Origin of the sequence: Brachybacterium sp., assembly GCF_036379615.1 — a bacterium.
In the GTDB taxonomy this organism is placed as follows: Bacteria; Actinomycetota; Actinomycetes; order Actinomycetales; family Dermabacteraceae; genus Brachybacterium.
Genome location: NZ_DASVGJ010000067.1, coordinates 1 through 23,491, shown reverse-complemented (window position 1 = coordinate 23,491; position 23,491 = coordinate 1). Strand labels below are relative to the sequence as shown.

Sequence of the window (23,491 nt, the reverse complement as noted above, 5' to 3'; positions counted from 1 at the left end):
CCTGACGAACGGGTCCGGCTCCGGCCGGCGGCGGTTCCCACCCTATCCATCCCTCGCGCGACCCGTCCGCCGCGCACCCGCAGCGGCTCAGCGCAGCCCCACCTCCGCGAGCGCCCAGTCCGTGACCTCGCGGGCGTGATCGAGGTCCAGGGCCGCCTTCGAGCGGGGCAGGAAGGTGGGTCTGCCCCGCAGCGCCCCGCGACCGTCGGGACCGATGTAGGAGCCGTGGGGGAGCGGCTGGGTGGCGGCGAACAGCACGGGGGCCGCGCCCTGCTCGGCGGTCATCGCGAAGGGCCGCGTGACGTCGGTGACCAGGGAATCCAGGCGGGCTGAGCCGGTGGCGTTCTGCAGGTTGGTGAGCACCCAGCCCGGATGGACCAGCTGCAGCTCCGTCCCCGTGCCGCGCAGGCGCTCGGCGAGGTCGAGGCCCCACAGCATCGCGGTCAGCTTCGAGCGGCCGTAGACCGCGCGCAACGACCAGCCGCCGCGGCGGAAGTGAGGGTCCGACGCATCGATCCTCCCGAAGCGGTGCGCATCGGAGGTCACCAGGACGATCCGGCCGTGCACCGAGGGGCGCAGCAGCTCCGTCAGCAGGAGCGGGCCCAGGGCGTTCACGGCCAGCATCCGCTCGAAGCCGTCCGCGGTCTCCTCGCGACGACGCGTGACCATCCCGGCGACGTGGAGCAGGCAGTCGATGCCGGAGTCGCCGACGGCCCGGGTGATCTCCTCGGCTCCCTCCCGGACGGAGCCGAGATCGGCGAGGTCGAGGCGGGTCAGCTGCGCCGCGTCCTCGCGCCCGGTCTCCCGGCGCAGGCGGGAGACCACCGCCTCCCCCTTGGAGCGGCTCCGCACCGGCAGGATCAGTCGAGCACCCCAGTGGGCGAGCCGGAGCGCGGCCTCCCGGCCCAACCCGTCGCTGGCCCCTGTCATCACGAGCGTGCGCCCACGGAGGTCAGGCTCTGTCAGGTGCTCCCAGCCCATGGCATTCATCGCGCCATCGTAGGGCCGGTGCGGGCCGACCCCGACCGCTGAATCCTTCGGAGCCCTTGACGGTTCATTACTTCCATGGTTCATTAGTGGAGTAATGAACCGACGGACCGCCGAGGCAGTGGCAGGAGGGGAGTCAGATGCTGGACGAGACGAAGCCGCTCTACATCGCGGTCGCGGAGCAGATCGAGGACGGGATCCTCGACGGCACCCATCCGGAGGACTCCCCGGTGCCCTCCACCAACGAGCTGGCCGCCTTCCTGCGGATCAACCCCGCCACCGCCGGCAAGGGGCTGAACCTCCTCGCCGACGCCGGCGTGCTGGTCAAACGGCGCGGGGTGGGCATGTTCGTGGCCCCCGGTGCCATCACCCGGCTGCGGCAGCGCCGGCGCGAGGACTTCGCCCGCGCGTACCTCGTCCCTCTGCTGCGCGAAGCCGCCCACCTGGGGATCGATCCCCGAGAGCTCACCGACATGATCGCGAAGGAGTCCTCCCGATGAACGCCATCGAGACCCGCACCCTCAGCAAGCACTTCCGTGACGTCGCCGCGCTCGACGACGTCACCCTCGACCTCGCCGAAGGGCGCGTGCACGGCCTGCTGGGCCGCAACGGCGCCGGCAAGACCACCCTGATGAAACTGCTGACCGGGCAGATCTTCGCCAGCTCCGGCGAGATGCGCGTGCTCGGCGGGAACCCGGTGGAGAACCCCCGGGTGCTCACGCAGACCTGCTTCATCCAGGAGAGCCAGAAGTACCCCGACGGCTTCCGCCCGCTGGACGTGCTGAACATCGCGGAGGGTCTCTACCCCGCCTGGGACCAGGGCCTCGCCCGCGAGCTGGTCGCCGACTTCCGCCTGCCGGAGAAGCGCGCCATCAAGAAGCTCTCACGCGGCCAGCTCTCCGCCGTCGGCATCATCGTGGGCCTCGCCTCCCGGGCCCCGCTGACCTTCTTCGACGAGCCTTACCTGGGGCTGGATGCCGTGGCCCGCCGCCTGTTCTTCGACAGGCTGCTGGCCGACTACTCCGAGCACCCCCGCACCGTGGTCCTCTCCACCCACCACATCGATGAGGTCTCCAATCTTCTCGAGCACGTGGTGCTGCTGGACCAGGGCAAGGTCGCGATCTCGGCCGAGATCGAGGAGCTGCAGAACGCGGCGATCGAGGTCTCCGGCCGGGCCGATGAGGTCAGGGCCCACCTCGTCGGAGCCGAGGTGCTCCACCTCCAGGAGCTCGGCGCGCTCGCCACCGCCACCGTCCATGCCGAACCCGGCAGCGCCGACCGCGCCCGGGCGGCCGGACTCCAGGTCGCCCCCGTCTCGCTCCAGAACTACATCGTCCATCGCACCACCGCCGCGGCCACCGCGCCGGTGACCTGAGAGGAGCTCCGCAATGCGCTCGCGCAACGTCATCGACATGCACCTGGTCAACCGCATGCAAGCCTTCGGCTGGCCCCTGTTCGCCGTCACCCTCGCCTTCCTCATCATCCTGGCTGTGGGCCTGATCGTGAGGTCACAAGGACTCGAGGCCCAGCTCGGGATGTACGAGGGGATGGAGTGGAACGGGGCGATCTTCGCCCTGCTGGGGCCGATGATCGGCTACGGCTTCACCTCCATGGGGCAGTACTTCCCGCTCGCCCTCGGGCTGGGACTGACCCGGCGGGAGTTCGCCACCGGCCTGAGCACGGTGTTCCTGGGCAACGCCGTCGTCTACGCGGTGCTGATCACGATCGGCAAGACCGTGGAGAAGGCGACGGACGGCTTCGGCCTGCACGTGCGCTTCTTCGACGTGTTCTACACCAGCACCGGTGCCTGGTGGCAGACCCTCGTCCAGACCTTCCTGCTGATCCTCACCGTCCTGTTCCTCGGAGCAGCCATCACGACGGCCTTCCAGCGCTTCGGGCAGGTGTTCCTCTGGCTCGGCGGGACGGTGCTCGCGCTCCTCGCCCTGGGCATCCTCTCCGGAGTGGCCTTCCTCGACGGGTTCGGCCGGGCCCTGCTGGACCTGCTCACGATGGGCTGGGGGCCGTGGATGGGCGTGATCGCCCTCCTCGGGGTGCTCTCCGCCGGTCTCTGGCTGGTCCTGGTGCGGCGCACCCAGGTGGCCTGAGACCGGTAGACTCCCGCGGGTGCCTCCGGGCATGGAGGGTTGTCAGAGCGGCCGAATGAGTTGGTCTTGAAAACCAATGTGCAGCAATCCTGTACCGCGGGTTCGAATCCCGCACCCTCCGCTCAGCGCTCCGTGCGTGCGACCCGGCGTTCACCGGCCTCGACAGCGATCGGAAGATGGTTCCCCGCCGGGGGCCGGGGGCAGGTCGCCCAGGCGCTGAAGGCGGCCGGGAAGTTCACCGCCCGGTTGAGGTCCACCGTGATCGTGCCGCCCTCGAGCTCCGCCTCCACCACCCGCCAGTCGGCGCTGGTCGTGCCCGAGGTCTCGTCCGTGAACAGCAGGCTCCGCTCCCCGGTCAGCACCAGCTCGACGGTCTCGCCGTCGATCTCGAACTGCGCCGTCCCGGGCGAGGGCAGCTGCTGCTCGAGCCAGGGGAGCGCCGAGCCGACCGTGACCTCCGCGGGACGAGCGGTGAAGGAGCCGCGCAGCACGGCGTCCGGGGCGTAGGGCCCCGTCGGGACCCCGGTGAAGTCCGTGCGACGCGGGGTCGCAGGGTCGAGCACGCGCAGCCCGGTCCGGCCGCCGCGGACGATCACCTCGATCTCGATGTCGGCCCCGACGCGCACCCGGCGGACGCCCGAGGCGGTCCCCTCGAGGATCTCGAGCTCCTCGCCCTCCGCAGCCACTCCCGCGAGGCCGTCGTCCCCCAGGTGCCAGCGTCCCGGGAGCCCGTCGAACGACTGCTCACCGCCGCCCGGAGCGATCCAGTGCAGGGCGACCTGGGCGAGGACCCCGTGCGGAGCGGCGAGGGCGTGCTCGCGCCGCTCCCGGAAGGCGGTCCAGTGCTCGGGCGGCTGCGGGGTGTGCTGCAGGGTGTGCTGGGCGCTGTTCATGGCGCGAGTCTCGTCGAGGTCCGGCCTCTCGTCGAGCGTCTGTTCACACGGCGCGATCCCGAGGGTTCACGACCAGGTCGGGACCACCGGCGCCGCGTACGATGTCAGCCACGCCCCGCCCGCCGTCGCACTCAGGAGAATCACGTCATGGCGCAGTACACAGGTGTTGCAGTGAGCCCCGGCCGAGTGATCGGCACCCTCCGGTCGATGGCCCCGCCGGTCGCCGAGCCGCCCGCCGGGGAGAAGCTCCCCGAGGGGGCCGACGCCGCGGCCGAGGCGGAACGGATCCCCGCTGCGGCCGCCGCCGTGCAGGCCTCGCTGACCCGCAGGGCCGAGCGCGCGACCGGTGAGGGGAGGAAGATCCTCGAGGCCACGGCCCAGATGGCCGCGGATCCGTCCCTCACCCAGACCGCGCAGGGCTTCGTGACCTCTGGCGGGAAGTCCGCGACGCGAGCGGTGTGGGAGGCCGGCGACCAGGTCGCCACCATGCTCGAGGGCCTCGGCGGGTACATGGCCGAGCGTGCCACCGATGTGCGTGATGTGCGCAGTCGCATCGTCGCCGAGCTGCGCGGGGAGCAGGCCCCCGGCATCCCCGAGCTCGAGGAGCCCTTCATCCTCACCGCGATCGACCTCGCCCCGGCGGACACCGCTACCCTCGACCCGGCTCAGGTGCTCGCCCTGATCACCTCCGACGGCGGCCCGCAGTCGCACACCGCGATCCTCGCCCGCCAGCTGGGACTGCCCGCGATCGTCGCCGCCAAGGACATCCACGAGTTCGCCGACGGCACCGAGGTGTTCGTCGACGCCGGCTTCGGCACCGTCACCGACGAGGTCACCGAGGAGCATCACCGCTTCGCCGAGGCGTGGGCCGAGCTGCAGAAGAACCCGCTCACCTATGGCGGCGGGGGCGGCGTCCTGAAGGACGGCACCCGCGTGCAGCTGCTGGCCAACATCGGCAGCGCCAAGGACGCCGAGCAGGCCGCGGCCGCGGACGCCGACGGGGTGGGCCTGTTCCGCACCGAGTTCCTGTTCCTGGACCGCGAGGACGAGCCGAGCGTCGAGGAGCAGACGGCGGCGTACGCGGAGACCTTCGCCCACCTGCCGGGCAAGAAGGTCGTGGTGCGCACGATCGACGCCGGCGCGGACAAGCCCCTGCCCTTCCTCACCGACGCCGACGAGCCGAATCCGGCCCTGGGCGTGCGCGCCTACCGCACCTCGTGGGAGAAGCGCTCGGTGCTCACCAACCAGCTGGACGCGATCGCCGCCGCAGCGAAGAGCACGGACGCGAAGCCCTGGGTGATGGCGCCGATGATCGCGACCGTCGAGGAGACCGAGGACTTCATCGCCCTGTGCCGCGAGCGCTCCCTGGAGCCCGCCGGGATCATGGTCGAGACACCCGCCGCGGCGATCACCGCGGATCGCCACCTCGCCGCCTGCGACTTCGCCTCGATCGGCACCAACGACCTCACCCAGTACACGATGGCCGCGGACCGTCAGCTGGGCTCCCTCGCCCACCTGAACACCCCGTGGCAGCCCTCCGTGCTGGCGCTGGTCAAGGCGACCTGCGACGGCGCCCGTGCGGCGGGCGGTGACCCCGAGGCCTTCGGCGAGAGCGCGAACAAGCCCGTGGGAGTCTGCGGCGAGGCGGCCGGTGCACCGGGCCTCGCCGTGGTGCTCGTGGGCCTCGGCGTGAACAGCCTGTCGATGACCCCGCGATCGCTGCCGGCGGTTGCGAAGGTGCTCTCCACCGTGACTCTCGAGCAGGCCCGTGAGCTTGCGGCGAAGGCCCTCGCGGCCCGCACCGCGGACGACGCGATCAGCGCCGTGCGCGCCGGCCTGCCGATCCTCGGCGAGCTGGGGCTGTGAGCCGCTGACCGCGGCCCGGCCCCGCCAGGGACTGCCCGGGCCTGCCTCCGCCCCAATCACCGCGGCGCGGCGGCCGGTCTGGCGTCCCCGCCGTGGCCCGAACCGAGTTGATCGACGAAAAGTTCCAGGGGATGGAACATTTCGTCGATCAACTCTGTGGTGCCCGGGCGCGGGGCCGGAGCGGGCATCGGGCGCGGGGCCGTGCGGTGCCCGATGGGCTCAGGCGTCCGCGTCGAGATCCTTCTCCAGGAGATCTGCCAGGGCGGCCACCGACTCGTCGGCGCCCTCGCCCTCGGCGCGCAGGGTGACCTCGTCGCCGTGGCCGGCGCCCAGGGTCATGAGCATGAGCATGCTCGAGGCCTGGACCGCGTTGCCGCCGGTCTTCTCGATGGTGACGGTCGCGGGCTGCTCGGCGGCGGCCTGCGCGAAGATGCCGGCCGGGCGGGCATGGAGCCCGGAGGCGCTGGCGATCTTGACGGTGCGCTCTGCCATGGTGGATGCCTTTCGACGGGCCGACGCGCGGATCGCGACGGCGGGAGGCGCGGGAGTCCGCGCCGGGAGGTGTGCAGTGACCCAGTGGAATATACCGGGGTGCACCGGGGGAGCGGGACTTCTCAGAGCCCCGACCGGCGGGCCGCAACGGCCTCGCGGACCGCGGCGAACAGCGGATGCGAGGCCTCCAGGCCCGTGATCTCGGCGGCGGCGGCGTCGGCGTCGGCCGTGCGCAGCAGCTCCTGCAGCCGGTCCACCTCCTCGTCCCCCTCCGGGGTGAAGGCGAGCGCGGCGGCGAACGAGGCCAGCAGACCCTCGTGCCCCAGCCCGCGCTCCGCGAGCTCGGCCGCCGGAGAGATGATCCGCTCATTGCGGGAGAGCTTGCGCAGCGGCGCCCGCCCCACCCGCTCGACCGGGTCCGGCAGCGAGGCGTTCGCGAAGCGGCCCAGCACCTTGGTGCGGTACGAGGCCATCTCCTCCTCGGGGAAGCCGTGCTTGGCCACCAGCAGGGAGGAGGTCTCGGCGAGCACCTTCTCGACCTCCGCGGCGACCGCCGGATCGGCGATGGCCTCGGCGATCTTCTCGTGACCCGCCGTCCAGCCGTGCCAGGCGGTGGTCGCATGGCCCGTGTTCACCGTGAACAGCTTCCGCTCGATGTACGGTCCGAGCTCGTCGACCCAGGTGATCCCCGGGACGTCGGGCTCCTGGCCCGCGAAGGGGCCGCGCTCGACGGCCCACTCATGGAAGTCCTCGACGGTGACGTCCAGGCCTGCGCCCTCCGCCTGGACCGGGACGATCCGATCCACAGCGGTGTTGGAGAACAGCGCCTTGGCGTCGAGATCCTCGCCCGGATAGTTCGCGCGGATCTCCTGCTCCAGCAGGTCGGTCGCGTTCAGCGCGTTCTCGCACGCCATCACCGCGATGCGGGGGGCATCGGCGGGTCGGGCCGCGATGCCGGCGGCGATGTTCGGCGCGACGAAGCGCAGGATGTGGGCCCCGACGGCGGTGGTGACCACGTCCGCCTCGGCGATCTGCGCGGTGAGGGCGTCGGGGTCCTGCGCCGAGTTGATCGCGGAGAACCCGTCCACGACGGTCCGGGTGGGGTTCCGGCCGACGGTGAGGACCTCGTAGGAGTCCGCCTGCTGGAGCTGCTCGATGAGGGCGCCGGCGACGTCCGCGAAGACCAGCTCGTAGCCGGCCTCGTGGAGCAGCAGCCCCACGAAGCCGCGGCCGATGTTCCCGGCTCCGAAATGCACTGCCTTCATGCTCTGCTCACTCCTTCTCGTCGCGGAAGATGGCCAGGATCTCCTCGGCCGAGCCCGCCTGCTCGAGGCGCTCGACCTGAGCGGGATCGGAGAAGGTCATCGCGACCTTCTGGAGCAGCTCGAGATGCTCGTTGCCGACCCCGGCGATCCCGATCACGAACGTGGTGGGATTGCCGTTCCAGTCGATGCCGTCCGGGTAGCGCACGAAGGACATCGCCGAGCGCTTGATCGTGGACTTCGCATCATTGGTGCCGTGGGGGATGGCCAGGCCGTTGCCCATGAACGTGGAGACCGTCGCCTCGCGCGCATGCATCGCCTCGACGTAGCCCTGGTCGACTGCTCCGGCCGCGACCAGCAGCGCGCCCGCCTCGTCGATGCCGGAGGCGGAGTCGGAGGCGGTGCCGGTCAGGACGATGCTGTCGGGGGCGAGGATCTGGGGCGACCCTGCGCTGTCGGTGCTGGTGTCGGTGGTGGAGGCTCCCGCACCCGCGGCCGCACCCGCACCCGCACCCGCGGCCGCCGCCCCGGAGTCGGTCGTCGGCCCGGTCTCCGCAGCGGCGTCCGGAGCATTGCGCTGTCCCACCAGCTCCACGACCTCGTCGTAGCGCGGGGAGTTCATGAACTGGTCCACGCTCACGTGCACGGCGGAGCCGGTGCGCTGGCGGGCGCGGTCGGTGAGCTCCTCCTGGGTCACCACCACGTCCCATTCGTCGGAGAGGCTCGAGATGGCCTTGTTGGTGACCTCGACGTCGTCGAAGCCCGCCGCGCGGACCTTCTTGCGCAGCACGGTCGCACCCATGGCGGAGGAGCCCATGCCCGCGTCGCAGGCGAAGACGATGCGCTGGATCGGTCCGGTGTGCCCGGACTCGTCGGCCACGGCCGCAGCGCCGGCACCTGCCGCACCCGCGCCGGTCAGGGCGCCGGCGACGGAGGACTTCTTGCCCTTCATCTGCTCCATCCTGGCGGTGGCGGCGGCGATGTCGCCGTCGTCCTGCTTGCCGATCTTGAGGATCACTGCGGAGAGCACGAAGCTCACCACGGCGGCTGCTGCGACCGCGAGGGCGATGCCGAGGTAGGAGTCACGCGCGGCGACGCCGAAGATCGCGATGATCGAGCCGGGGGCCGCCGGAGAGATGAGGCCGGTGCCGAAGGCCGCATTGACGGCCACCCCGGTCATACCTCCGCCGATCGCGGCGAGGATCAGCAGCGGCTTCATGAGCACGTACGGGAAATAGATCTCGTGGATGCCGCCGAAGAACTGGATGATCGCGGCGCCCGGTGCGGAAGCGCGTGCGGCGCCCCTCCCGAAGATCGTGTAGGCGAGCAGGATTCCCACGCCCGGGCCGGGGTTCGACTCGAGCAGGAAGAGGACGGACTTGCCGTTGACCGCGGCGTCGGAGATCCCCAGCGGGGTCAGCACGCCGTGGTTGATGGCGTTGTTGAGGAAAAAGACCTTCGCAGGCTCGATGAGCAGGGAGACCAGGGGGAGCAGACCGGCGTTCACGAGGCCCGCGACCCCGTTCGCGAGCAGGGTCATCAGACCGTTCACCAGCGGGGCGAGGCCGAAGAAGCCCGCCGCGAGCAGCAGGAACCCGACGATGCCGGCCGAGAACATGTTCACGAGCATCTCGAAGCCGGCCGGGATGTGGTCCTGCCACAGCCGGTCGAGCTTCTTCATCACCCAGGCCGCCAGCGGCGCCATGATCATCGCGCCGATGAACATGTGAACCTCCGGCAGGGCCTCGAAGGCGGACTCCGCGTTGCCGGCGGCGAGCCACTTCTCGAGCTCCGCGGCGTTCTCCTGGGCGATCAGCCAGTCCGATCCGGCGATCACACCCATCGTCGCGATCACGCCGACGACGGCGCCGCGCGCCTCGTAGACCATGCGGCCGCCGGTGTTCGCGATGAGCAGCGGCAGCAAATAGTGGATCATCGGGCCGACGGCGCTCTCGAGCGGGGCGTTCGGCGTCCACCCCTTCTCGATGAAGAACGCAGTCAGGATGCCCCACGCGATCAGCGCGGGGATGTTCGGCATCACCATGTTCGACAGGGAGGTGCCGACCTTCTGCAGCGCCACGCGCGGGCTGAACCCGCTGCGCGCCTCGGTCGTTGTGCTCATGCGACATCCTCGGGGACGGCCGGAGCACCACGAGCTCCGGAGGGGACGGCACGCGTCGGGCGACGCGCTGCCGCCGTGCGGGGCGATCCCCGGCGTCGTGCAGTGGAGATGCTCCGTCGGCGTGACGGAAGTCTACCTGTGGTCAGCGTGATCGTGCCGTCGGCCCGGATCAGCCGTGCGAGGTGTCCTCCGGGTCGCCCTGCGAGGAGCGGGCGGCGCGCCAGCGTCGGTACGCGAGCACCGTCAGGGTGATCACCACGATCCACGAGATCACCACTGCGAGCCCGTTGACCAGTGACGGATCGGCGATGAACGCACCGATCGCGATCAGGGAGACCTGGCCCGGCAGGGCCGAGAGCGCGGTGGCGACGAGGTAGTCGCGGGCGGTGATCCCCAGCGCCCCGCTGCCGTAGTTCACCGGCCAGTACGGGATGCCCGGCATCAGCCGCAGAGTGCACACGGCGTAGAAGCCGCCGCCCTCGAGCCGCTGCTCGACCACCTCCGCATGGGAGCCGAGCAGCCGCATCACCGTCTCCCGGCCCAGGCCGCGGGCGATCCCGTAGCCGCCGAGGCAGCCGAGCACCACGCCCGCCATGGACAGGATCGTGCCGATGGGGAGACCGAAGATCATCCCGGCGGCGACCGCCATGATGGTGACGGGGATCGGGGTCACGGCCACCAGCGCGTACAGCGCGATGAAGAAGAGCGGACCCCACGGGCCGAGGTCCGCGATGCGCGCCTGCAGGGTCTCCAGCGAAGGCAGGCGCACGTTCAGGGCCAGCCAGGTCATCGCCAGCAGAGCCAGCACCAGCAGCACGTTGCGCAGGATCGAGCCCCACGGCGTGCTGTCCCGGTGTGGGGAGGCGGCGGTGGTCTCGGGCATCGGTGTGCGGGTCATCGCAGGCAAGTCTCCCACCCGGCGCCGGCCGCTCCTCCGGCACCGCGCACCCCTCCCTCCGGCGTCCGACGCTCCTCCTCCGCCCAGTGCTGATCAGCCCAGCGCTGATCAGCAGGGAGCGGAGATCCTGGTGCCACGCGGCCCCGTCGGCGAAGACTCGGTGCATGACCACCACCTCACCGCCCGTCCCACCCACCACCGCCCTCGTGGACCGCATCGATCTCGGCCTGCTCCACCAGCGGGTCCTGCTGCTGGACCGGGAGCTCGATCAGGACAACGGCGCCCGGCTCAGCGCCGGGCTGCTGCTCCTGGCGGCCGAGGACCCCGGCAGCGACATCACCCTGCTGATCAGCTCGCCCGGCGGGCTGGTGCCCGCGATGCTCGCGATCGGAGACCTCATGGACCTCGTGCCCTGCGACGTGCGCACCGTGGCCCTCGGCATGGCCTACAGCGCCGGCCAGTACCTGCTCACCCACGGCACCCCCGGCAAGCGGAGCATCCTCCCGCACGGACGGGTGCTCATGCACCAGGGCTCGGCCGGCTTCGGGGGCTCGGCGGCCGACATCGAGATCCAGGCCGAGGACCTGCGCACGAGCCGCGACCTGCTCATCGACATCACCGCCGAGCGCACCGGGCAGAGCCGCGAGCGGATCGCCCGCGACTCCGAGCGGGACCGGTTCTGGTCCGCCGAGGACGCCGTCGGGTACGGCTTCTGCGACCGCATCGTCAGCGACCCGGCGGAGATCCTCCCGCTGTGGTCGGCCGGGGCTCGCACGGGGCTCGGCCGATGAGCACGTACACGATCCCCAGCGTCATCGAGCGCACCACCGGCGGCGGCGAGCGGACGACGGACATCTTCTCCCGACTGCTCAGCGACCGGATCATCTACCTCGGCACCGGGGTGGATGACGGCGTCGCGAACACCGTGATCGCCCAGGCCCTGCACCTGGAGCACGAGTCCCACGAGGCGCCGATCCAGATCTACCTGAACTCGGAGGGAGGGGATGCGCAGTCCGTGCTCGCGATCCACGACGCGCTCGCCTACGTGCGCTGCCCGATCGCCGTGACCTGCGTGGGCCAGGTGGTCGCGGGGCCGGCGCTGCTGCTGGGCGCAGGGACCCCGGGGATGCGGGCCGTGCTGCCCCATGCGCGGGTGGTGCTGAGACCGCTCGAGGCCAGCGGGCGAGGTGCGATCCCGGACCTGATCCTCGCGACCGAGGAGGTGGAGCGGATACGAGGCCAGATCGAGCAGCTGCTCGCAGAGGTCACCGGCCGGCCACGGGAGCGGGTGCGCCACGACCTCGAACGGGAGCGGGTGCTCGATGCGGCGGCGGCCGTCGAGTACGGACTGGCCGACGAGGTCCTGCTCAGGCGGCCGAGAGGCTGACCGCGCCGCGGGCGGGGGCGCGGGAGGGCGCCGCGAGCTCGTGGGCCTGCTGGCGGTCCTGCTGGCGGTCCTGCGGGCGCGGCCGACGGGTGAGATCCAGGACGACAGGCCGGGTCGCCGGCCGCGCCGCGTCCGCCATCAGCTCGGCGACGCCGGTGCCGAGCGCACCGCAGATCGCGGCGAGGATCTCGCTGGAGGCGTCCTTGCGGCCGCGCTCGACGTCGGAGAGATGCTGCATGCTCATCCCCGCCCGCGCGGAGACATCGGCCAGGGTGCGACCGTGCTCCAGACGGCGACGGCGCAGCGCCTGACCGATCAGCTCTCGCAGCAGCGGCTCCAGCGGGGTCATGGGACGACGGTACGCCGCCGCCGATGAACTCGCCGGAGCCTCTGCTGTGAGCGGAAGAGCCGTGCTCGGCCGGCTCAGAGCGCGCCCTGGGCCTCCGTGCCGCGGGGGAGCGGGGTCATGCGGGTGACCAGGCCGGGCTTCTCGACGAGGTCGGCGACGTCCGCGCGCAGCACCTTCACCTGGTCGCTGTCGCCGTGGGCGTCGAGCGCCTCGACGCTGGTCCACTTCTCGATCATCACGATGGTGCCGTCCTCGGCGTCGTGGATCGCGTAGAGCTCGCAGCCGTCCTCGGTGTGGACGGCTTCGATGCCGCGACGCATGGCCTCGGCCAGCTCCTGCTTCTTGCCGGGCTTGGGGTAGAACACGGCGGTGACGACGACGGTCATGGGGGGCTCCTGGTGACGTGACGGGCTGGAGGTCGCCGTCACCCTATGCGACGCGATCCTGCCGCGCGCCGGTCGGCCACGGAGCGAGGGCGGCCGACGCGGCGCGCCCGGTGCGGCTCAGTCGTCGCTGACCTGGACGGTGACCTCGATGTTCCCGCGGGTGGCGTTCGAGTACGGGCAGACCTGGTGGGCCGCGTCGGCGAGCTCCTGCGCCTGGTCCTGGGGGAGACCGGGGAGCACGACCTCGAGGACGACGGCGAGCTGGTAGCCGCCGTCGCCGTCGGGGCCGATCGAGACTCGGCTCCCGACGCTCGACTCGCTGATCGCGAGCTTGCGGGACCGCGCCACGCCCTGGAGCGCGGAGTGGAAGCAGGCGGCATAGCCCGCGGCGAAGAGCAGCTCGGGGTTGGCGCCGTCCCCGGAGCCGCCCATCTCCCGGGGCGGGGCCATCGTGAGGTCGAGGTGGCCGTCGGGGGTGGTGACGCGGCCGGCGCGGCCGGCGCCGGTGGACAGTGCTTCGGCGGTGTAGAGCGTTTCCATGGGGTCTCCTGTCATCGGGGTGGACTGCAAGGTCGTTCAGCGGGAGGTGTCGTTCAGGGGGAGGTCTATGCGGGCGCTCCGGCCGGAGGCGCGGCGGACATCGCGGTGGCCAGACGGCGCAGGGTGTCGATCAGCTCCCGGGCCGAGGCCTCGTCGGGCAGGCCCGTGGCCTGGGCGATCACCGCAGGGAGGTGGGCGAGCTCGCCGCGCAGCGCGTCGCCGTGCTCCGTCGTGTCGACCGTGACGACCCGCTGGTCCCGGCCACTCCTGTGCCGCGCGAGGAGCTGTCTGTCCTCCATGCGGCGCAGCAGCGGCGAGAGGGTGCCGGAGTCCAGCTGGAGCATCCGGCCCAGCTCGCCGACCGTCTGCTCGCCCTCGGTCCACAGCACCACGAGCACGAGGTACTGGGGATAGGTCAGGCCCCAGGGCTCGAGCTGCTCGGCGTAGGCCCGGGTCGTCGCCCGGGCCGCGGAGTAGAGGGAGAAGCACACCATGTCGTCGACGATCGCCATGGAAGAACAGTTGCACACAATTCAATCGTGCACAACCTGACTGGCCGCACCCTTCGTGGGCACGACGCAGTCATGCACGACCAGGGGTCGTGCGTGACGCGGACGTGTCGGGATCTATCGAAAGGCGATAGATTCTGCATGTTCGTCGAGAGGAGAGGTCGTCATGGGCATCGTGCCGGTGCAGATCCTGCGCGTCATCATCTGGATCTCGCTGCTCTGCTCCCTGGTGATCCAGCTGGGCTTCGTGCCGCTGGTGTGCTGGGAGATGCATGAGTCGGGGGCGCCGCCGGCGGCAGTCGTCACGGTCGCCGCTGTGCTGGTGCTGGGAGTGCTCGGCCTCCAGGTCGTGGGAGCGAGCATCCTGCGCCTGCTCACCCTGGTGCGTCGCGGGCGGGTGTTCTCGCCGACGGCGTTCCGTCACGTGGATCGGATCATCGCAGCCGTCGCAGGAGAGTCGCTGCTGCTGTTCGCCCTGGCCGTCTTCGCCTCGATCGTCAATCGCCTGACGCCCGGGGACGAGCTGGCCCCCGGGCTGATCGGCATGATCTGCGGAGCCTCCCTGGTGATCGCCGGGGTGGCGATGGTGATCTCCGTGCAGCGACAGCTGCTGGTGCAGGCCACCGCGGCGCAGGACCGCGCCACCAGCCTGCAGGCGGAGCTGGACGAGGTGATCTGAATGCCGATCGTGGTGGACATCGACGTCATGCTCGCCCGCAGGAAGATGCCCGTCGGCGTGCTCGCCGAGCGGGTGGGCATCACGCCGGCGAACCTCGCGGTGCTCAAGAACGGCCGCGCCAAGGCGGTGCGCTTCTCGACCCTGGAAGCCCTGTGCGAGGTGCTCGACTGTCAGCCGGGGGACCTGCTGCGCTGGGAGTCTGCGGAGCAGGCGCCCAGGTGAGAGGCCTGAGGTGCCTCGGAATCGTCCCGTGGGTCACATCGCGTCCCGAGCAGCCCGTCGGATGCCGTAGGCTTCACAGTGCACGGCGCAGGATGCCTCCCCGGAGGCGACCCACCATGGTCGCGCAGCACTTCCGACGAAAATGGGACTACATCACCTCCTCCGCACTGCCCCGTACGACCACCCGCTCGCGCTCACCGCTGAGCTCCCCACTCCTTCACGGCTCCGAGCCGACGGCACCCGCGCCGCGCTCGCCGGAGGGATCCCCACGGCCTTCGGGCCCCATGATCGGCCGTATCGGCGACGTCCTGTCGTCGGCCGCGGCTCAGGCGGCCCCAGTGGCCGCACCCGCACCCCTGCACGGCCGCGGCGACCTCATCGGTCGTCGTGACGTCGGGGGAGCACCCCATCCGCGGCGGCGCCGTCGTCACGGATACCCGGGCCACGAATGTGGTTCACGACTACGAAGGAATATCGCCATGGCTACTGGCATCGTCACCTGGTTCAACTCCGACAAGGGCTACGGCTTCATCGCCCCCGAGGACGGCTCCGCCGATGTGTTCGCGCACTTCAGCGCCATCGCCGGCACCGGCCGTCGCGACCTCGAGGAGAACCAGCGCGTGGAGTTCGAGACCGAGCAGGGCCCCAAGGGCCTGCAGGCTGTGAACATCCGCGGCATCTGAGTGCTCCGGTCGCTCCCCGGAGCGACCGCATGATCTCTGCGCCCGTCGGGCCCGGCTCACGCCGGACCCGGCGGGCGCTGTCATGCCCGGTCGACGTCCACCGGGCCGGCGTCGGTCAGGCCGGCGGTCACCAGGCCACGGCATGCCGCCCGGGCCCGACCGTCGTGGCGAGGCCCGGCAGCACGAGCTGTGCTCTGGACCCCTCCGGCACCACGACCTCCAGGGTCCGCTCCTGCCGGTCCACCTCGACCACGATCTCCCCGAGATCTGTCTGCCGGGTCAGGGAGATGCTGGCGACGGGGACATCAGGATCCGGTGCGACGACGAACTCCCGCCATCCGTCGGGGCCGCGACGCAGCCCCACCACATGCTCATGGATCCAGGTGACCGGGGTGCCCATGAAGTAGTGGGAGCACGAGCGCGGGGCCTCCCACATCTCCATGAACGTCGCATTCCCCGCCTCCAGCCAGTCCCGCCAGCCGGGCGCGCCGGGCGCGGTCAGCACTCTCCAGGCGAGCGCTCCCTGGCCATGCGTGGAGAGCACAGGCAGCAGATGGCGCACCCCGAGATGCCCGCAGTCGTGATGGCCGCCGCGGGCGGTGATGTCCTCGACGAGATGCGACACCACCGCCTCGACGTGCTCGGCGGGCACGATGCCGAAGGCCAGCGGCAGCAGGTTGCTGGTCTGGCGCAGCGGCGCGGAGTCCGGCGTCCCGGGATCGCGATATCGTCCCTGCTCCGGGTCCAGGAAGACGGCGTTGACCGCCTCCTCGAGGGCGAGCGCCTCGGCGCGCAGCGACTGCGGGGCCGGGACGCCGGGGATCTCCTGCCCGCTCGAGGTCCACGGGTCGGCATCCCGGGAGCCTCCCGCGACCGTCGCGAGGTCCACCGCGTGGGCGAGCGAGCGCAGGGCACGGGCCACGCTCAGGGTGGCCGAGAGCCGCTTGTCCTCCGGTGCGGGGCCGGGGCTGCCGGGGCTGAGGTAGTCGCCGAGGACCCCGGAGATCAGGCCGTCCTCGTCCCGTCTGCCGAGCTCATGGGCCAGGTGGTCCGCCGCGGCCGCGCCGTGCTCGGCGACCGGCTCCCGCTGGCCGTACTCGGTGGCCAGCTCGTCCAGCAGGGTCGGCAGCAGGCAGGTCCACTCCGGTGCGGGGGACAGCTCCTCGTAGCCCCAGTCCGGGGTCGGGGAGATCACCGCGAGGGAGCCGTCGGGTCGCTGCCCGTCCACCTGGTCCACGACCCATTTGCCGAGCATCCGGCGCATGTCGTCGATCGTGGTCATCGCCGCGAGCGCCGTCAGGGCGTCCCCGGTCCAGCCGTTCTTCTCCTGGCTCGGGGAATCGGTGGGGACGTGGTGCATGTTGTTGCGCAGGGAGGCCCGCATCGCCGCGTCGAACTGCTCGAGGTACGCCTCCGAGGAGCGCAGCACGCTCACCTCGCGCAGGTCCGCCCAGGCGGGGATCCCGGTCACCTCGAGCGAGGCGAGGTCGCCGCCGATGCGCTCGAGCTGCACGTAGCGGAACCCCTTGTAGCTGTGCCGTGGTGCGAAGGAGCGGGCGAAGCCCGGCTCCAGCCGCACCCGGTCCTCCTGGAAGCGGTCGGTGCGGAGGTGCTCGTTCTCGTCCTCGACGGTCCCGTCGGCCCGCAGCTTCTCCGCGTGCCGGGCCACGAACTCCAGCGGCGCCGCCGTGCCGGGCACCTGGTCGGCGAGCGAGAAGCGGCACCAGCCGGCGATCACCCGGCCCATGTCCAGCACCACCCGCTGCGGGGAGGAGGAGACGACCTGCGGGACGATCTCGCCCTGCTCGACCACCGGCTCCTGCCCCTGGAGCTGCATGCGCGGCTCCGGGGCCCGACGTCCGCGGCGAGACCCGCCGCCGGGCCGGTCCACCAGCACCGGATCCCAGCCGCTCGCGTCGTAGCCCGGCAGCTTCCATGCCGCGGGATCCTCGACGGGCTCGAAGCTCTCACCCTCGTACATCGAGTCGAAGGTCACGGGCCCGGGGCGGGTGCGCCAGTCCGCCCCGGTGGCGACGGCGCGCACGGTGCCGTCGGCGAGCTCGATGCGCAGATGGGACCAGGCCCGCACCGGACCCCGCCAGGGCGCCAGGTGCCAGCGCCACACGTTCGGCGTCGTCATCGCGTGGAAGCCCCGTCCCAGCTCGATGGCCAGGACGTTCTCCCCGCCGCGGAGCAGCGTGGCGACGTCGTGCTCGCACACCTGCACCCGGTGGCGGGGATCGGTGAGCCCCGGATCCAGTCGGGACGGGCTCACCTCGGCGCCGTTGACATGAGCTCGGAAGGTGCCCAGCCCCGTCACCAGCAGCCGGGCCGAGACCGGGGGAGAGTCGAGGGTGAAGGACAGCCGCAGCAGCGGATCCTGCGGATCCTCGCCGGGCGCGGTGATCCAGCGGGCGAGGGCGGGGTCGATCTCCGGCATGCCTGTCACCAGGTCCTTCGGTCAGCGTCGACAAGTCCGCACAGTCTGGCACGGGCCCGTCCCCGCCGACGGCGCGCCACGCTCACAGCGGGCTCCGGGCCGCGCCTGTCACCATGGCGGGATGGATCTGAGCACCCTCGGCCGCGAGATCACGCAGCGGCTCCTGCCCGACGCCGCTCCGGCGGCGGGCTGGTGGCTGCTGATCGCGCTCCTGGCCGCGGTCGCCGTCGTGGCGGTGCCCCCGGTCTGGCGGCTCGCCCGCCTCGCGGTGACCATCGTCCACGAGCTCGGACACGCGACCGTGGGGATCCTGATGGGGCGCCGCTTCACTGGCTTCGTGGTGAGCGCGGACATGTCGGGACATGCCGTGACCGTCGGCCCCCGGCGGGGGATCGGCCGGGTCGCCTCCACCTGGGCCGGCTACCCCGCCCCGGCGCTGGTGGGCGCCGTGCTGGTGCAGATCTCCCTGCACGGATGGGCCAGCACCGCGCTGTTCGCGGCACTCGTGGTGCTGGTGCTCTCGCTCGTCTTCACCCGCTCCCTGCACACCGTCGTGGCGGTGCTCGCCACCGCTGCGGCGGTGGGTGCCCTGTGGTGGTGGGGCGGCCCGGCGCTCACCGCCCTGCTCACCCTCGCCGGCGGGGTGTTCCTGCTGCTGGGCGCCTGGCGGCACCTCGGCGCGGTGATCAGCGGCGGCGGCCGCAGCGATGATCCCGCCCAGCTGGCGACGCTGACCCCGCTGCCGGGCTGGGCATGGATCCTCTCCTTCGCGGCGGTGCTCGCGGCCTGCACCTGGTGGGCGTGGTCGGCACTGGCCCCGCTGCTGACCGGTCTGCTCTGAGCAGAGGTTCTGCACCCGCTCCCGTCGGGGCTACCCTGGTTCCCGTCCGGTCCCCGTCCCCGAGGAGCCCCATGTCCGCGATCGCCGTCCCGGCCCGCCGCCCTGTCCTGGCCGATGCCCTGGCCCCCCATCGCACGCGTGTCCAGGACGCCGGGCTCGTGCTGGCCGGTGCGGGCGTCGTCGCCCTCCTCGCCCAGCTCACCATCCCGCTGCCGCTGGTGCCGATCACCGGTCAGACCCTCGGCGTGATCCTCGTCGGCGCGGCGCTGGGCTCCCGCCGCGGCGCGGCGGCGCTGCTCACCTACCTGCTCGTGGGGCTCGCAGGCGCCCCGGTGTTCGCCGAGTTCACCGGCGGGCCCGCCTCCGTGCTCTCGCCGAGCTTCGGCTTCCTGCTCGGCTTCGTGCCGGCGGCCTTCGTCGCCGGGTGGGTCGCCGAGCGCGCCTGGGACCGCCGCCCCCTGCTCGCCCTGGCCGGCTTCGTCGCCGCCAGCGCGGTGCCCTTCCTGGTCGGTGTGCCGTACCTGGCGATGATCCTGAACGCCGTGATGGGGGCCGAGCTGGGACTGGGCGGCGTGCTCGCCGCGGGGCTGTGGCCCTTCCTCCCCGGCGGCCTGGTCAAGGCCGCTCTCGCCGCGGTGCTGGTCCCCGCCGCCTGGCGCGCGGTGCGCGCCCTCGACGAGCGCCGCTGAGCGCGCAGGGACTCGCGGCGCAGCGACCCCTCCGGCCCCCGCAGCGCTTCAGGCGTACAGCGTCGCCACCCGCACCAGCAGGGCGACGAGGCCCAGCGCCGGCAGGAAGGACATCGCGAACCACCACCGGCGGTACGACAGGACCGCGATGAACTCCCGCAGCGTCGCGCTCGGGACGTAGTAGAAGGCGGTGGGTCCGCCCACTGCCTCATCGGCGAATCCGAGCGATCGGGCCAGCAGGGCCGCGCGAAAGGCGTGATACCGGCTGGTCGCGACGAGGTACGGCCCCGGGATCCCGGCGTCCTCGAGGATCCGGTGGGAGAAGGTGAGGTTCTCCTGCGTGGTCCGGGAGGCGGTCTCCGCACGGACGCATTCCGCGGGGATCCCGGTCTCCTCGATCAGATGCTCGGCCATCGCCGCCCCCTCGGATCGCGGCTCGTCCGCGCCCTGCCCCCCGGAGGGGACGAGCAGCGGATCGAGACCCCGCGCGAGCAGCCGCTCGCGCTCCGCGACGGCGCAGTCGAGACGGCGGCGCAGCAGCGGGGAGACCTTCCCTCGGACCAGGCCCGCACCGTGGACGATGATGCCCTCGGTGAGCAGCTTGCGAGGGAACAGCTGGTAGGGGATCGAAGCGCACAGGAACACGGCGAAGGCGAGTCCCAGGTGGAGGGCGAGCAGCGCCAGCAGCGCCCCGGCGCCGAGCCCGACGGGGTGGAGGGTCAGCATCAGCGCGCCGGCCACCACGGGGGAGGCCAGCAGGAACAGTCCCGCGAGCCCGGAGAGCAGGTTCCCCAGACTCCGTCCCTCCTTGCGCACCATGGTCAGGCCGTTCCACACCAGGAACATCCCGAGCCCGATCAGCCCCAGCACCTCGAGCATCACCACGGCCAGGACCAGCAGATCGCCGAGGGGGAGGGTGGTCTCCACGAGCAGTGCGAGGGTGGACAGGCTCGAGTAGAGCGCGACCAGCAGGAGCACGCCATTGCGCACCCGCCGACGGTCGCGGCGGAAGACCAGCACGTACAGCCCCCACCAGAAGGCGGTCCCGATCAGCGCTCCCAGCATGCACAGCTCCTCGTCCCTCGCGCCGTTCCATCCTCGCACAGAGCGGGAGCGTGACGAGGTGGACCACGACGACGGGCCGTGAGGGCTCTCAGAGCAGGCCCACCAGCAGCCCCACGGCCGCGATCGACACGGGCAGCGCGGCGAGGACCCAGCGCAGCCGCCGCCCGAGGAGCAGCACGAACTCCCGCAGGATCGCGGTCGGGAGATAGCGCAGAGCCGTCGGCCCGCCGACGACTGCGTCCCCGAACCCCAGGTCGCGCGCCAGCAGCGCGGCCCGGAAGGCGTGATAGCCGCTGGTGACGACGAGAGAGGGGCCGTCGTGCCCAGCGTCGTGGAGGAGCCGGTGGGAGAAGATCAGGTTCTCCACGGTGGTGCGCGCGGCGATCTCGGCCCGCACCCGCTCGGCGGGGACGCCGAGCACCTCGACGAGATGGGCCGCCATCACCGCGGCCTCGTGCGGGGAGTGCTCGTCCCCCTTGCCGCCCGAGGGCACCAGCAGAGGATCGATCCCGTGGGCGAGCAGGCGCTCCCGTTCGGCGGCCGCGCGCTCGAGCCGTCCTCGCAGCAGCGGTCCGACCCGCCCCTCCTGCAGCGTCGAGCCGAGCACGATGATCCCGCCGCTGCGCAGGCGCGACGGCCGCAGGCGGTAGGGGACGGCGGCGCCGAGGACGATCAGGAAGCCGAGCCCCAGGTGCATCGCGAGCACTCCGGCGACCACCGAGAGCGCGGGGCCGACGGGACTCCCGAGGCCCGGGAGCGCGGGGATCAGAGCGGGCGCGGCCAGCAGCGCGATCCCGCCGAGACCGGAGAGCAGGCGCCCTCCCGGACGGGCGTCACGGGGCGAGATGACCACCGCGCCGACCAGCACGGTCGCTCCGAGAATGAGCGTCCCGCCCAGGCTCAGGCCCCAGACCGCCAGCAGCAGCGCCGAGGGCACCGAGCGGCCCGGCAGGGCGAGGACGAGGGCGAGGAGCGCCAGGACCGTGAGCAGCAGGAGCACCCCGGTGCGCAGCCGACGCGGGTCCCGGCGCGCGATCAGCCGATGGGACGCCGCTCCCAGCGCCGCCAGCACGGCCAGGAGGCCGATCGACAGGATCCCTGCTGCCGGCATCCAGCCCTCCTCACCTCGCGCGACGGCTCATCCTGTCATGGCCGGCGCGCTCGGCGGGAGGACAGGTCAGGCCCGGGCGGCCACCGCCTGGAAGGGGGCGACGTGCTTGCCGAGATGGGCGGCGAGGATGTCGCCGTGCTGCCCCTGGTGCGCCGCGACCACGTCGAGGAAGCGGTCGTGGATCGGGTCACCGGAATCGTCGGTCCCGTTGAGGGAGTCGCCGTATCCCACGTGGAGGATCTGGCGGGCGTCGTCCGAGCGGATCAGCTCCGCCAGGTCCACCCCGGCAAGGGAGGTCGGGGTGCGGTCCTCCTCGGCGGAGACCTGGTAGCTCGCCCGGGCCCGGACGTACGAGGCGCGGGAGATGTCCCAGATGCGCGAGAACAGCTCCGGGTCGTGCTCGGCGACGATCTCGACCCCGCACAGGTAGCTGGTGCCCGAGGTCTTCAGGTGCACCAGGCCCTGGGTGGCCTCGACGCACAGGGGGTAGATCGAGAACTTGTCGGAGCCCGAGTGCAGGGAGATCTTGTAGCCGCCGAACTGCTCGGCGATCGCATGGTGCGCCTCGAGGTTCCGGCGCAGCTCCTCGGCGTCGCCCAGGAAGTCCAGGCCCTTCTCGAAGCCGTCCACGTAGCGCGGGGCGAAGCTGAACCAGCTCGCGCCCAGGCGCGTGAGCTCCGAGGCCAGGTAGAAGTGCTCGAAGAAGGTGGTCAGCCATGCGGTCTCGTCGACGGCGAACTCGATCTCGATCTCGTGCTGCGCGTTCTCGGTGACGTGGCGGTACAGCCGCATCGCCTCCACCACGGCGCGGCCGTACTTCACGGCGGCGGTGAGGACGTCCTGCTCGGTGACCTCGATCTGGCTGTGGCCGACGTCCAGGGTCATGCCCACATAGCGCGCCTTGAGGTCCGCCAGGGAGTCCTCGAGCTGGTCCCAGGGCAGCGCCTCGGCATCGGCCGCGGTGACGCCCGCGGTGACATCGGCGACCAGGTCGCCCGGGTCCAGGGTGAACATCACGAAGCCCGCCTCGAGGCCGCGGTCGATGCCCTCGGTGGTCTTGATGTGGTCACAGTCGGCGCCGAAGCCGCCCTCCCACCCCGCTTCGACCAGGCCGAAGATCGCATCGTCCATCACCGACCGGGCACTGCGGCCCAGGCGGTCCATCTCCCGGATCGACTGCTGGGCGAGGACGGGCATGACGCCGGCGCCCTGCTCGGCGAAGGCGCGCGCCTGACCGGGGGTCGCCAGGCCCGTGCGGTCGCCGGTGCCGACGGAGGTGCGGTGGCCGCCGATCCTCTGCGGGCGCAGGGCCGGGAAGGCCGCCTGCAGCGCCGCGGCGTTGGCAGTGGAGAGCGGACCGGTCAGCACATGACCGTCCCCGGCGAGGGAGGTCGTGCCCTCGAAGCCGGTCAGTGCCTGCGGCGTCGTCGCGTCCACCCGCAGGGAGCGGGCCGAGCCGTCGTAGCGGATGCTCGCCGTGAGGGCGTCGTGGCGCAGGGTCATCACTCTCTCCGTTCCGGATGGGTGGGGGACGTCCGCGGCCCCGACGGGCACCCATCAGCAATCGACGTAAACGATTGCATAGATGTGGCCTGCTGGGAAGGGGTTTCCGTACCGTAGAATGCTCTCAGGGACTGCAACAGTTGCGGTGCGGTGCGGTGCGGGGAGGGATGTCGATGACGGTGAGGCTCAAGGACGTGGCCGGACGGGCCGGGGTCTCGGTGGCGACGGCCTCGCGCGCCTTCCAGCGGCCGGAGATGGTGAGCGATGAGGCCCGGGAGGCGGTGCGCCGTGCGGCGGCCGAGCTCGGCTACACCGCGAACCGCACCGCCCGTGCCCTCATCACGGGCCGAGCCGGGGTGTACGGCGTGATCGTCCCGGACCTCGAGAACCCCTTCTTCCCCGCCGTGCTCAAGGGAGCGCAGGCTCGGGCGCACCAGCTCGGGGCGCAGCTGCTGATCACCG

General features: G+C 71.9%; 26 protein-coding genes and 1 tRNA gene. 13 read left to right on the top strand and 14 right to left on the bottom strand.

Annotation, left to right across the window (positions count from 1 at the left end; all coding sequences use genetic code 11):
* Positions 1–87 precede the first annotated feature (87 nt).
* Positions 88–990: an SDR family NAD(P)-dependent oxidoreductase gene (locus tag VF289_RS14335; protein ID WP_330884583.1), complete on the bottom strand. Its 903-nt coding sequence runs from the start codon at positions 988–990 to the stop codon at positions 88–90.
* A gap of 137 nt (positions 991–1,127) precedes the next feature.
* On the opposite strand from VF289_RS14335, the gene VF289_RS14330 reads away from it, so the two are divergent.
* From VF289_RS14330 to VF289_RS14315, 4 genes are all read left to right on the top strand, one after another.
* Positions 1,128–1,487, top strand: a complete 360-nt coding sequence (locus VF289_RS14330) for a GntR family transcriptional regulator (RefSeq protein WP_330884582.1) — start codon at positions 1,128–1,130, stop codon at positions 1,485–1,487.
* Positions 1,484–2,362 carry an ABC transporter ATP-binding protein gene (locus VF289_RS14325; protein ID WP_330884581.1) on the top strand — a complete coding sequence of 293 codons (879 nt, stop codon included), beginning with the start codon at positions 1,484–1,486 and terminating at the stop codon, positions 2,360–2,362. Before VF289_RS14330 ends, VF289_RS14325 begins: the two co-directional genes overlap by 4 nt.
* 13 nt (positions 2,363–2,375) lie before the next feature.
* A complete protein-coding gene (locus VF289_RS14320; protein ID WP_330884580.1) occupies positions 2,376–3,092 on the top strand; it encodes a hypothetical protein in 717 nt (238 codons plus the stop codon).
* Positions 3,093–3,125: 33 nt separating this feature from the next.
* Positions 3,126–3,213 (top strand) — tRNA-Ser (locus VF289_RS14315).
* Position 3,214: 1 nt separating this feature from the next.
* Here VF289_RS14315 and VF289_RS14310 read toward each other — a convergent pair.
* Positions 3,215–3,985: a DUF1684 domain-containing protein gene (locus VF289_RS14310; RefSeq protein ID WP_330884579.1), complete on the bottom strand. Its 771-nt coding sequence runs from the start codon at positions 3,983–3,985 to the stop codon at positions 3,215–3,217.
* Between the two features lie 147 nt (positions 3,986–4,132).
* On the opposite strand from VF289_RS14310, the gene ptsP reads away from it, so the two are divergent.
* Entirely contained in the window at positions 4,133–5,851 is a 1,719-nt protein-coding gene (gene ptsP / locus VF289_RS14305; protein WP_330884578.1) for a phosphoenolpyruvate--protein phosphotransferase, read from the top strand.
* A gap of 219 nt (positions 5,852–6,070) precedes the next feature.
* Here the strand turns inward: ptsP and VF289_RS14300 are convergent, their stop codons facing one another.
* The 4 genes from VF289_RS14300 to VF289_RS14285 form a co-directional block, all read right to left on the bottom strand.
* Positions 6,071–6,343 carry an HPr family phosphocarrier protein gene (locus VF289_RS14300; RefSeq protein ID WP_330884577.1) on the bottom strand — a complete coding sequence of 91 codons (273 nt, stop codon included), beginning with the start codon at positions 6,341–6,343 and terminating at the stop codon, positions 6,071–6,073.
* A 122-nt stretch (positions 6,344–6,465) separates the two neighbouring features.
* A complete protein-coding gene (locus VF289_RS14295; RefSeq protein WP_330884576.1) occupies positions 6,466–7,608 on the bottom strand; it encodes a mannitol-1-phosphate 5-dehydrogenase in 1,143 nt (380 codons plus the stop codon).
* A 7-nt stretch (positions 7,609–7,615) separates the two neighbouring features.
* Entirely contained in the window at positions 7,616–9,727 is a 2,112-nt protein-coding gene (locus tag VF289_RS14290) for a PTS sugar transporter subunit IIA (RefSeq protein ID WP_330884575.1), read from the bottom strand.
* Between the two features lie 169 nt (positions 9,728–9,896).
* Positions 9,897–10,625 (bottom strand): TVP38/TMEM64 family protein, encoded by a 729-nt coding sequence (locus VF289_RS14285; RefSeq protein ID WP_330884574.1) that lies wholly within the window; start codon positions 10,623–10,625, stop codon positions 9,897–9,899.
* 164 nt (positions 10,626–10,789) lie between these two features.
* Here VF289_RS14285 and VF289_RS14280 point away from each other — a divergent pair, with 164 nt between their 5' ends.
* Complete coding sequence (locus tag VF289_RS14280) at positions 10,790–11,416, top strand: ClpP family protease (RefSeq protein ID WP_330884573.1); 627 nt, start codon at positions 10,790–10,792, stop codon at positions 11,414–11,416.
* A complete protein-coding gene (locus tag VF289_RS14275) occupies positions 11,413–12,012 on the top strand; it encodes an ATP-dependent Clp protease proteolytic subunit (RefSeq protein ID WP_330884572.1) in 600 nt (199 codons plus the stop codon). Before VF289_RS14280 ends, VF289_RS14275 begins: the two co-directional genes overlap by 4 nt.
* Here VF289_RS14275 and VF289_RS14270 read toward each other — a convergent pair.
* From VF289_RS14270 to VF289_RS14255, 4 genes are all read right to left on the bottom strand, one after another.
* Complete coding sequence (locus tag VF289_RS14270) at positions 11,993–12,361, bottom strand: helix-turn-helix transcriptional regulator (RefSeq protein WP_330884571.1); 369 nt, start codon at positions 12,359–12,361, stop codon at positions 11,993–11,995. The two genes, VF289_RS14275 and VF289_RS14270, sit on opposite strands and share 20 nt — an antisense overlap.
* A 74-nt stretch (positions 12,362–12,435) precedes the next feature.
* Positions 12,436–12,747 carry a putative quinol monooxygenase gene (locus VF289_RS14265; RefSeq protein ID WP_330884570.1) on the bottom strand — a complete coding sequence of 104 codons (312 nt, stop codon included), beginning with the start codon at positions 12,745–12,747 and terminating at the stop codon, positions 12,436–12,438.
* Between the two features lie 117 nt (positions 12,748–12,864).
* The gene (locus VF289_RS14260; protein WP_330884569.1) at positions 12,865–13,287 is read right to left on the bottom strand and encodes an organic hydroperoxide resistance protein; all 423 of its coding nucleotides are present in this window, start codon (positions 13,285–13,287) and stop codon (positions 12,865–12,867) included.
* Between the two features lie 65 nt (positions 13,288–13,352).
* A complete protein-coding gene (locus VF289_RS14255) occupies positions 13,353–13,799 on the bottom strand; it encodes a MarR family winged helix-turn-helix transcriptional regulator (protein ID WP_330884568.1) in 447 nt (148 codons plus the stop codon).
* Between the two features lie 163 nt (positions 13,800–13,962).
* Between VF289_RS14255 and VF289_RS14250 the strand changes: the two genes are divergently transcribed.
* The 3 genes from VF289_RS14250 (at position 13,963) to VF289_RS14240 (ending at position 15,380) form a co-directional block, all read left to right on the top strand.
* A complete protein-coding gene (locus VF289_RS14250) occupies positions 13,963–14,475 on the top strand; it encodes a DUF2975 domain-containing protein (protein ID WP_330884567.1) in 513 nt (170 codons plus the stop codon).
* Positions 14,476–14,697: a helix-turn-helix transcriptional regulator gene (locus tag VF289_RS14245; protein ID WP_330884566.1), complete on the top strand. Its 222-nt coding sequence runs from the start codon at positions 14,476–14,478 to the stop codon at positions 14,695–14,697.
* Between the two features lie 479 nt (positions 14,698–15,176).
* Positions 15,177–15,380 (top strand): cold-shock protein, encoded by a 204-nt coding sequence (locus tag VF289_RS14240; RefSeq protein WP_330884565.1) that lies wholly within the window; start codon positions 15,177–15,179, stop codon positions 15,378–15,380.
* 127 nt (positions 15,381–15,507) lie between these two features.
* Here the strand turns inward: VF289_RS14240 and VF289_RS14235 are convergent, their stop codons facing one another.
* Positions 15,508–17,820, bottom strand: coding sequence for a family 78 glycoside hydrolase catalytic domain (locus VF289_RS14235; protein WP_330884564.1), 2,313 nt, complete (start codon positions 17,818–17,820; stop codon positions 15,508–15,510).
* A 121-nt stretch (positions 17,821–17,941) separates the two neighbouring features.
* Between VF289_RS14235 and VF289_RS14230 the strand changes: the two genes are divergently transcribed.
* Both VF289_RS14230 and VF289_RS14225 read left to right on the top strand, forming a co-directional pair.
* On the top strand, positions 17,942–18,661 hold the full coding sequence (locus VF289_RS14230; protein WP_330884563.1) for a M50 family metallopeptidase: 720 nt from the start codon (positions 17,942–17,944) through the stop codon (positions 18,659–18,661).
* Positions 18,662–18,732: 71 nt separating this feature from the next.
* Positions 18,733–19,350: a biotin transporter BioY gene (locus tag VF289_RS14225; protein WP_330884562.1), complete on the top strand. Its 618-nt coding sequence runs from the start codon at positions 18,733–18,735 to the stop codon at positions 19,348–19,350.
* Positions 19,351–19,398: 48 nt separating this feature from the next.
* On the opposite strand, the gene VF289_RS14220 is transcribed toward VF289_RS14225, so the two are convergent.
* The 3 genes from VF289_RS14220 to VF289_RS14210 form a co-directional block, all read right to left on the bottom strand.
* Positions 19,399–20,415, bottom strand: a complete 1,017-nt coding sequence (locus tag VF289_RS14220; RefSeq protein WP_330884561.1) for a YdcF family protein — start codon at positions 20,413–20,415, stop codon at positions 19,399–19,401.
* 88 nt (positions 20,416–20,503) lie between these two features.
* Positions 20,504–21,526, bottom strand: coding sequence for a YdcF family protein (locus VF289_RS14215; RefSeq protein WP_330884560.1), 1,023 nt, complete (start codon positions 21,524–21,526; stop codon positions 20,504–20,506).
* Positions 21,527–21,592: 66 nt separating this feature from the next.
* Positions 21,593–23,029, bottom strand: a complete 1,437-nt coding sequence (locus tag VF289_RS14210) for a tagaturonate epimerase family protein (RefSeq protein ID WP_330884559.1) — start codon at positions 23,027–23,029, stop codon at positions 21,593–21,595.
* 173 nt (positions 23,030–23,202) lie between these two features.
* Between VF289_RS14210 and VF289_RS14205 the strand changes: the two genes are divergently transcribed.
* Positions 23,203–23,491: LacI family DNA-binding transcriptional regulator (locus tag VF289_RS14205; protein WP_330884558.1), on the top strand; the 289-nt coding region annotated here is incomplete at its 3' end.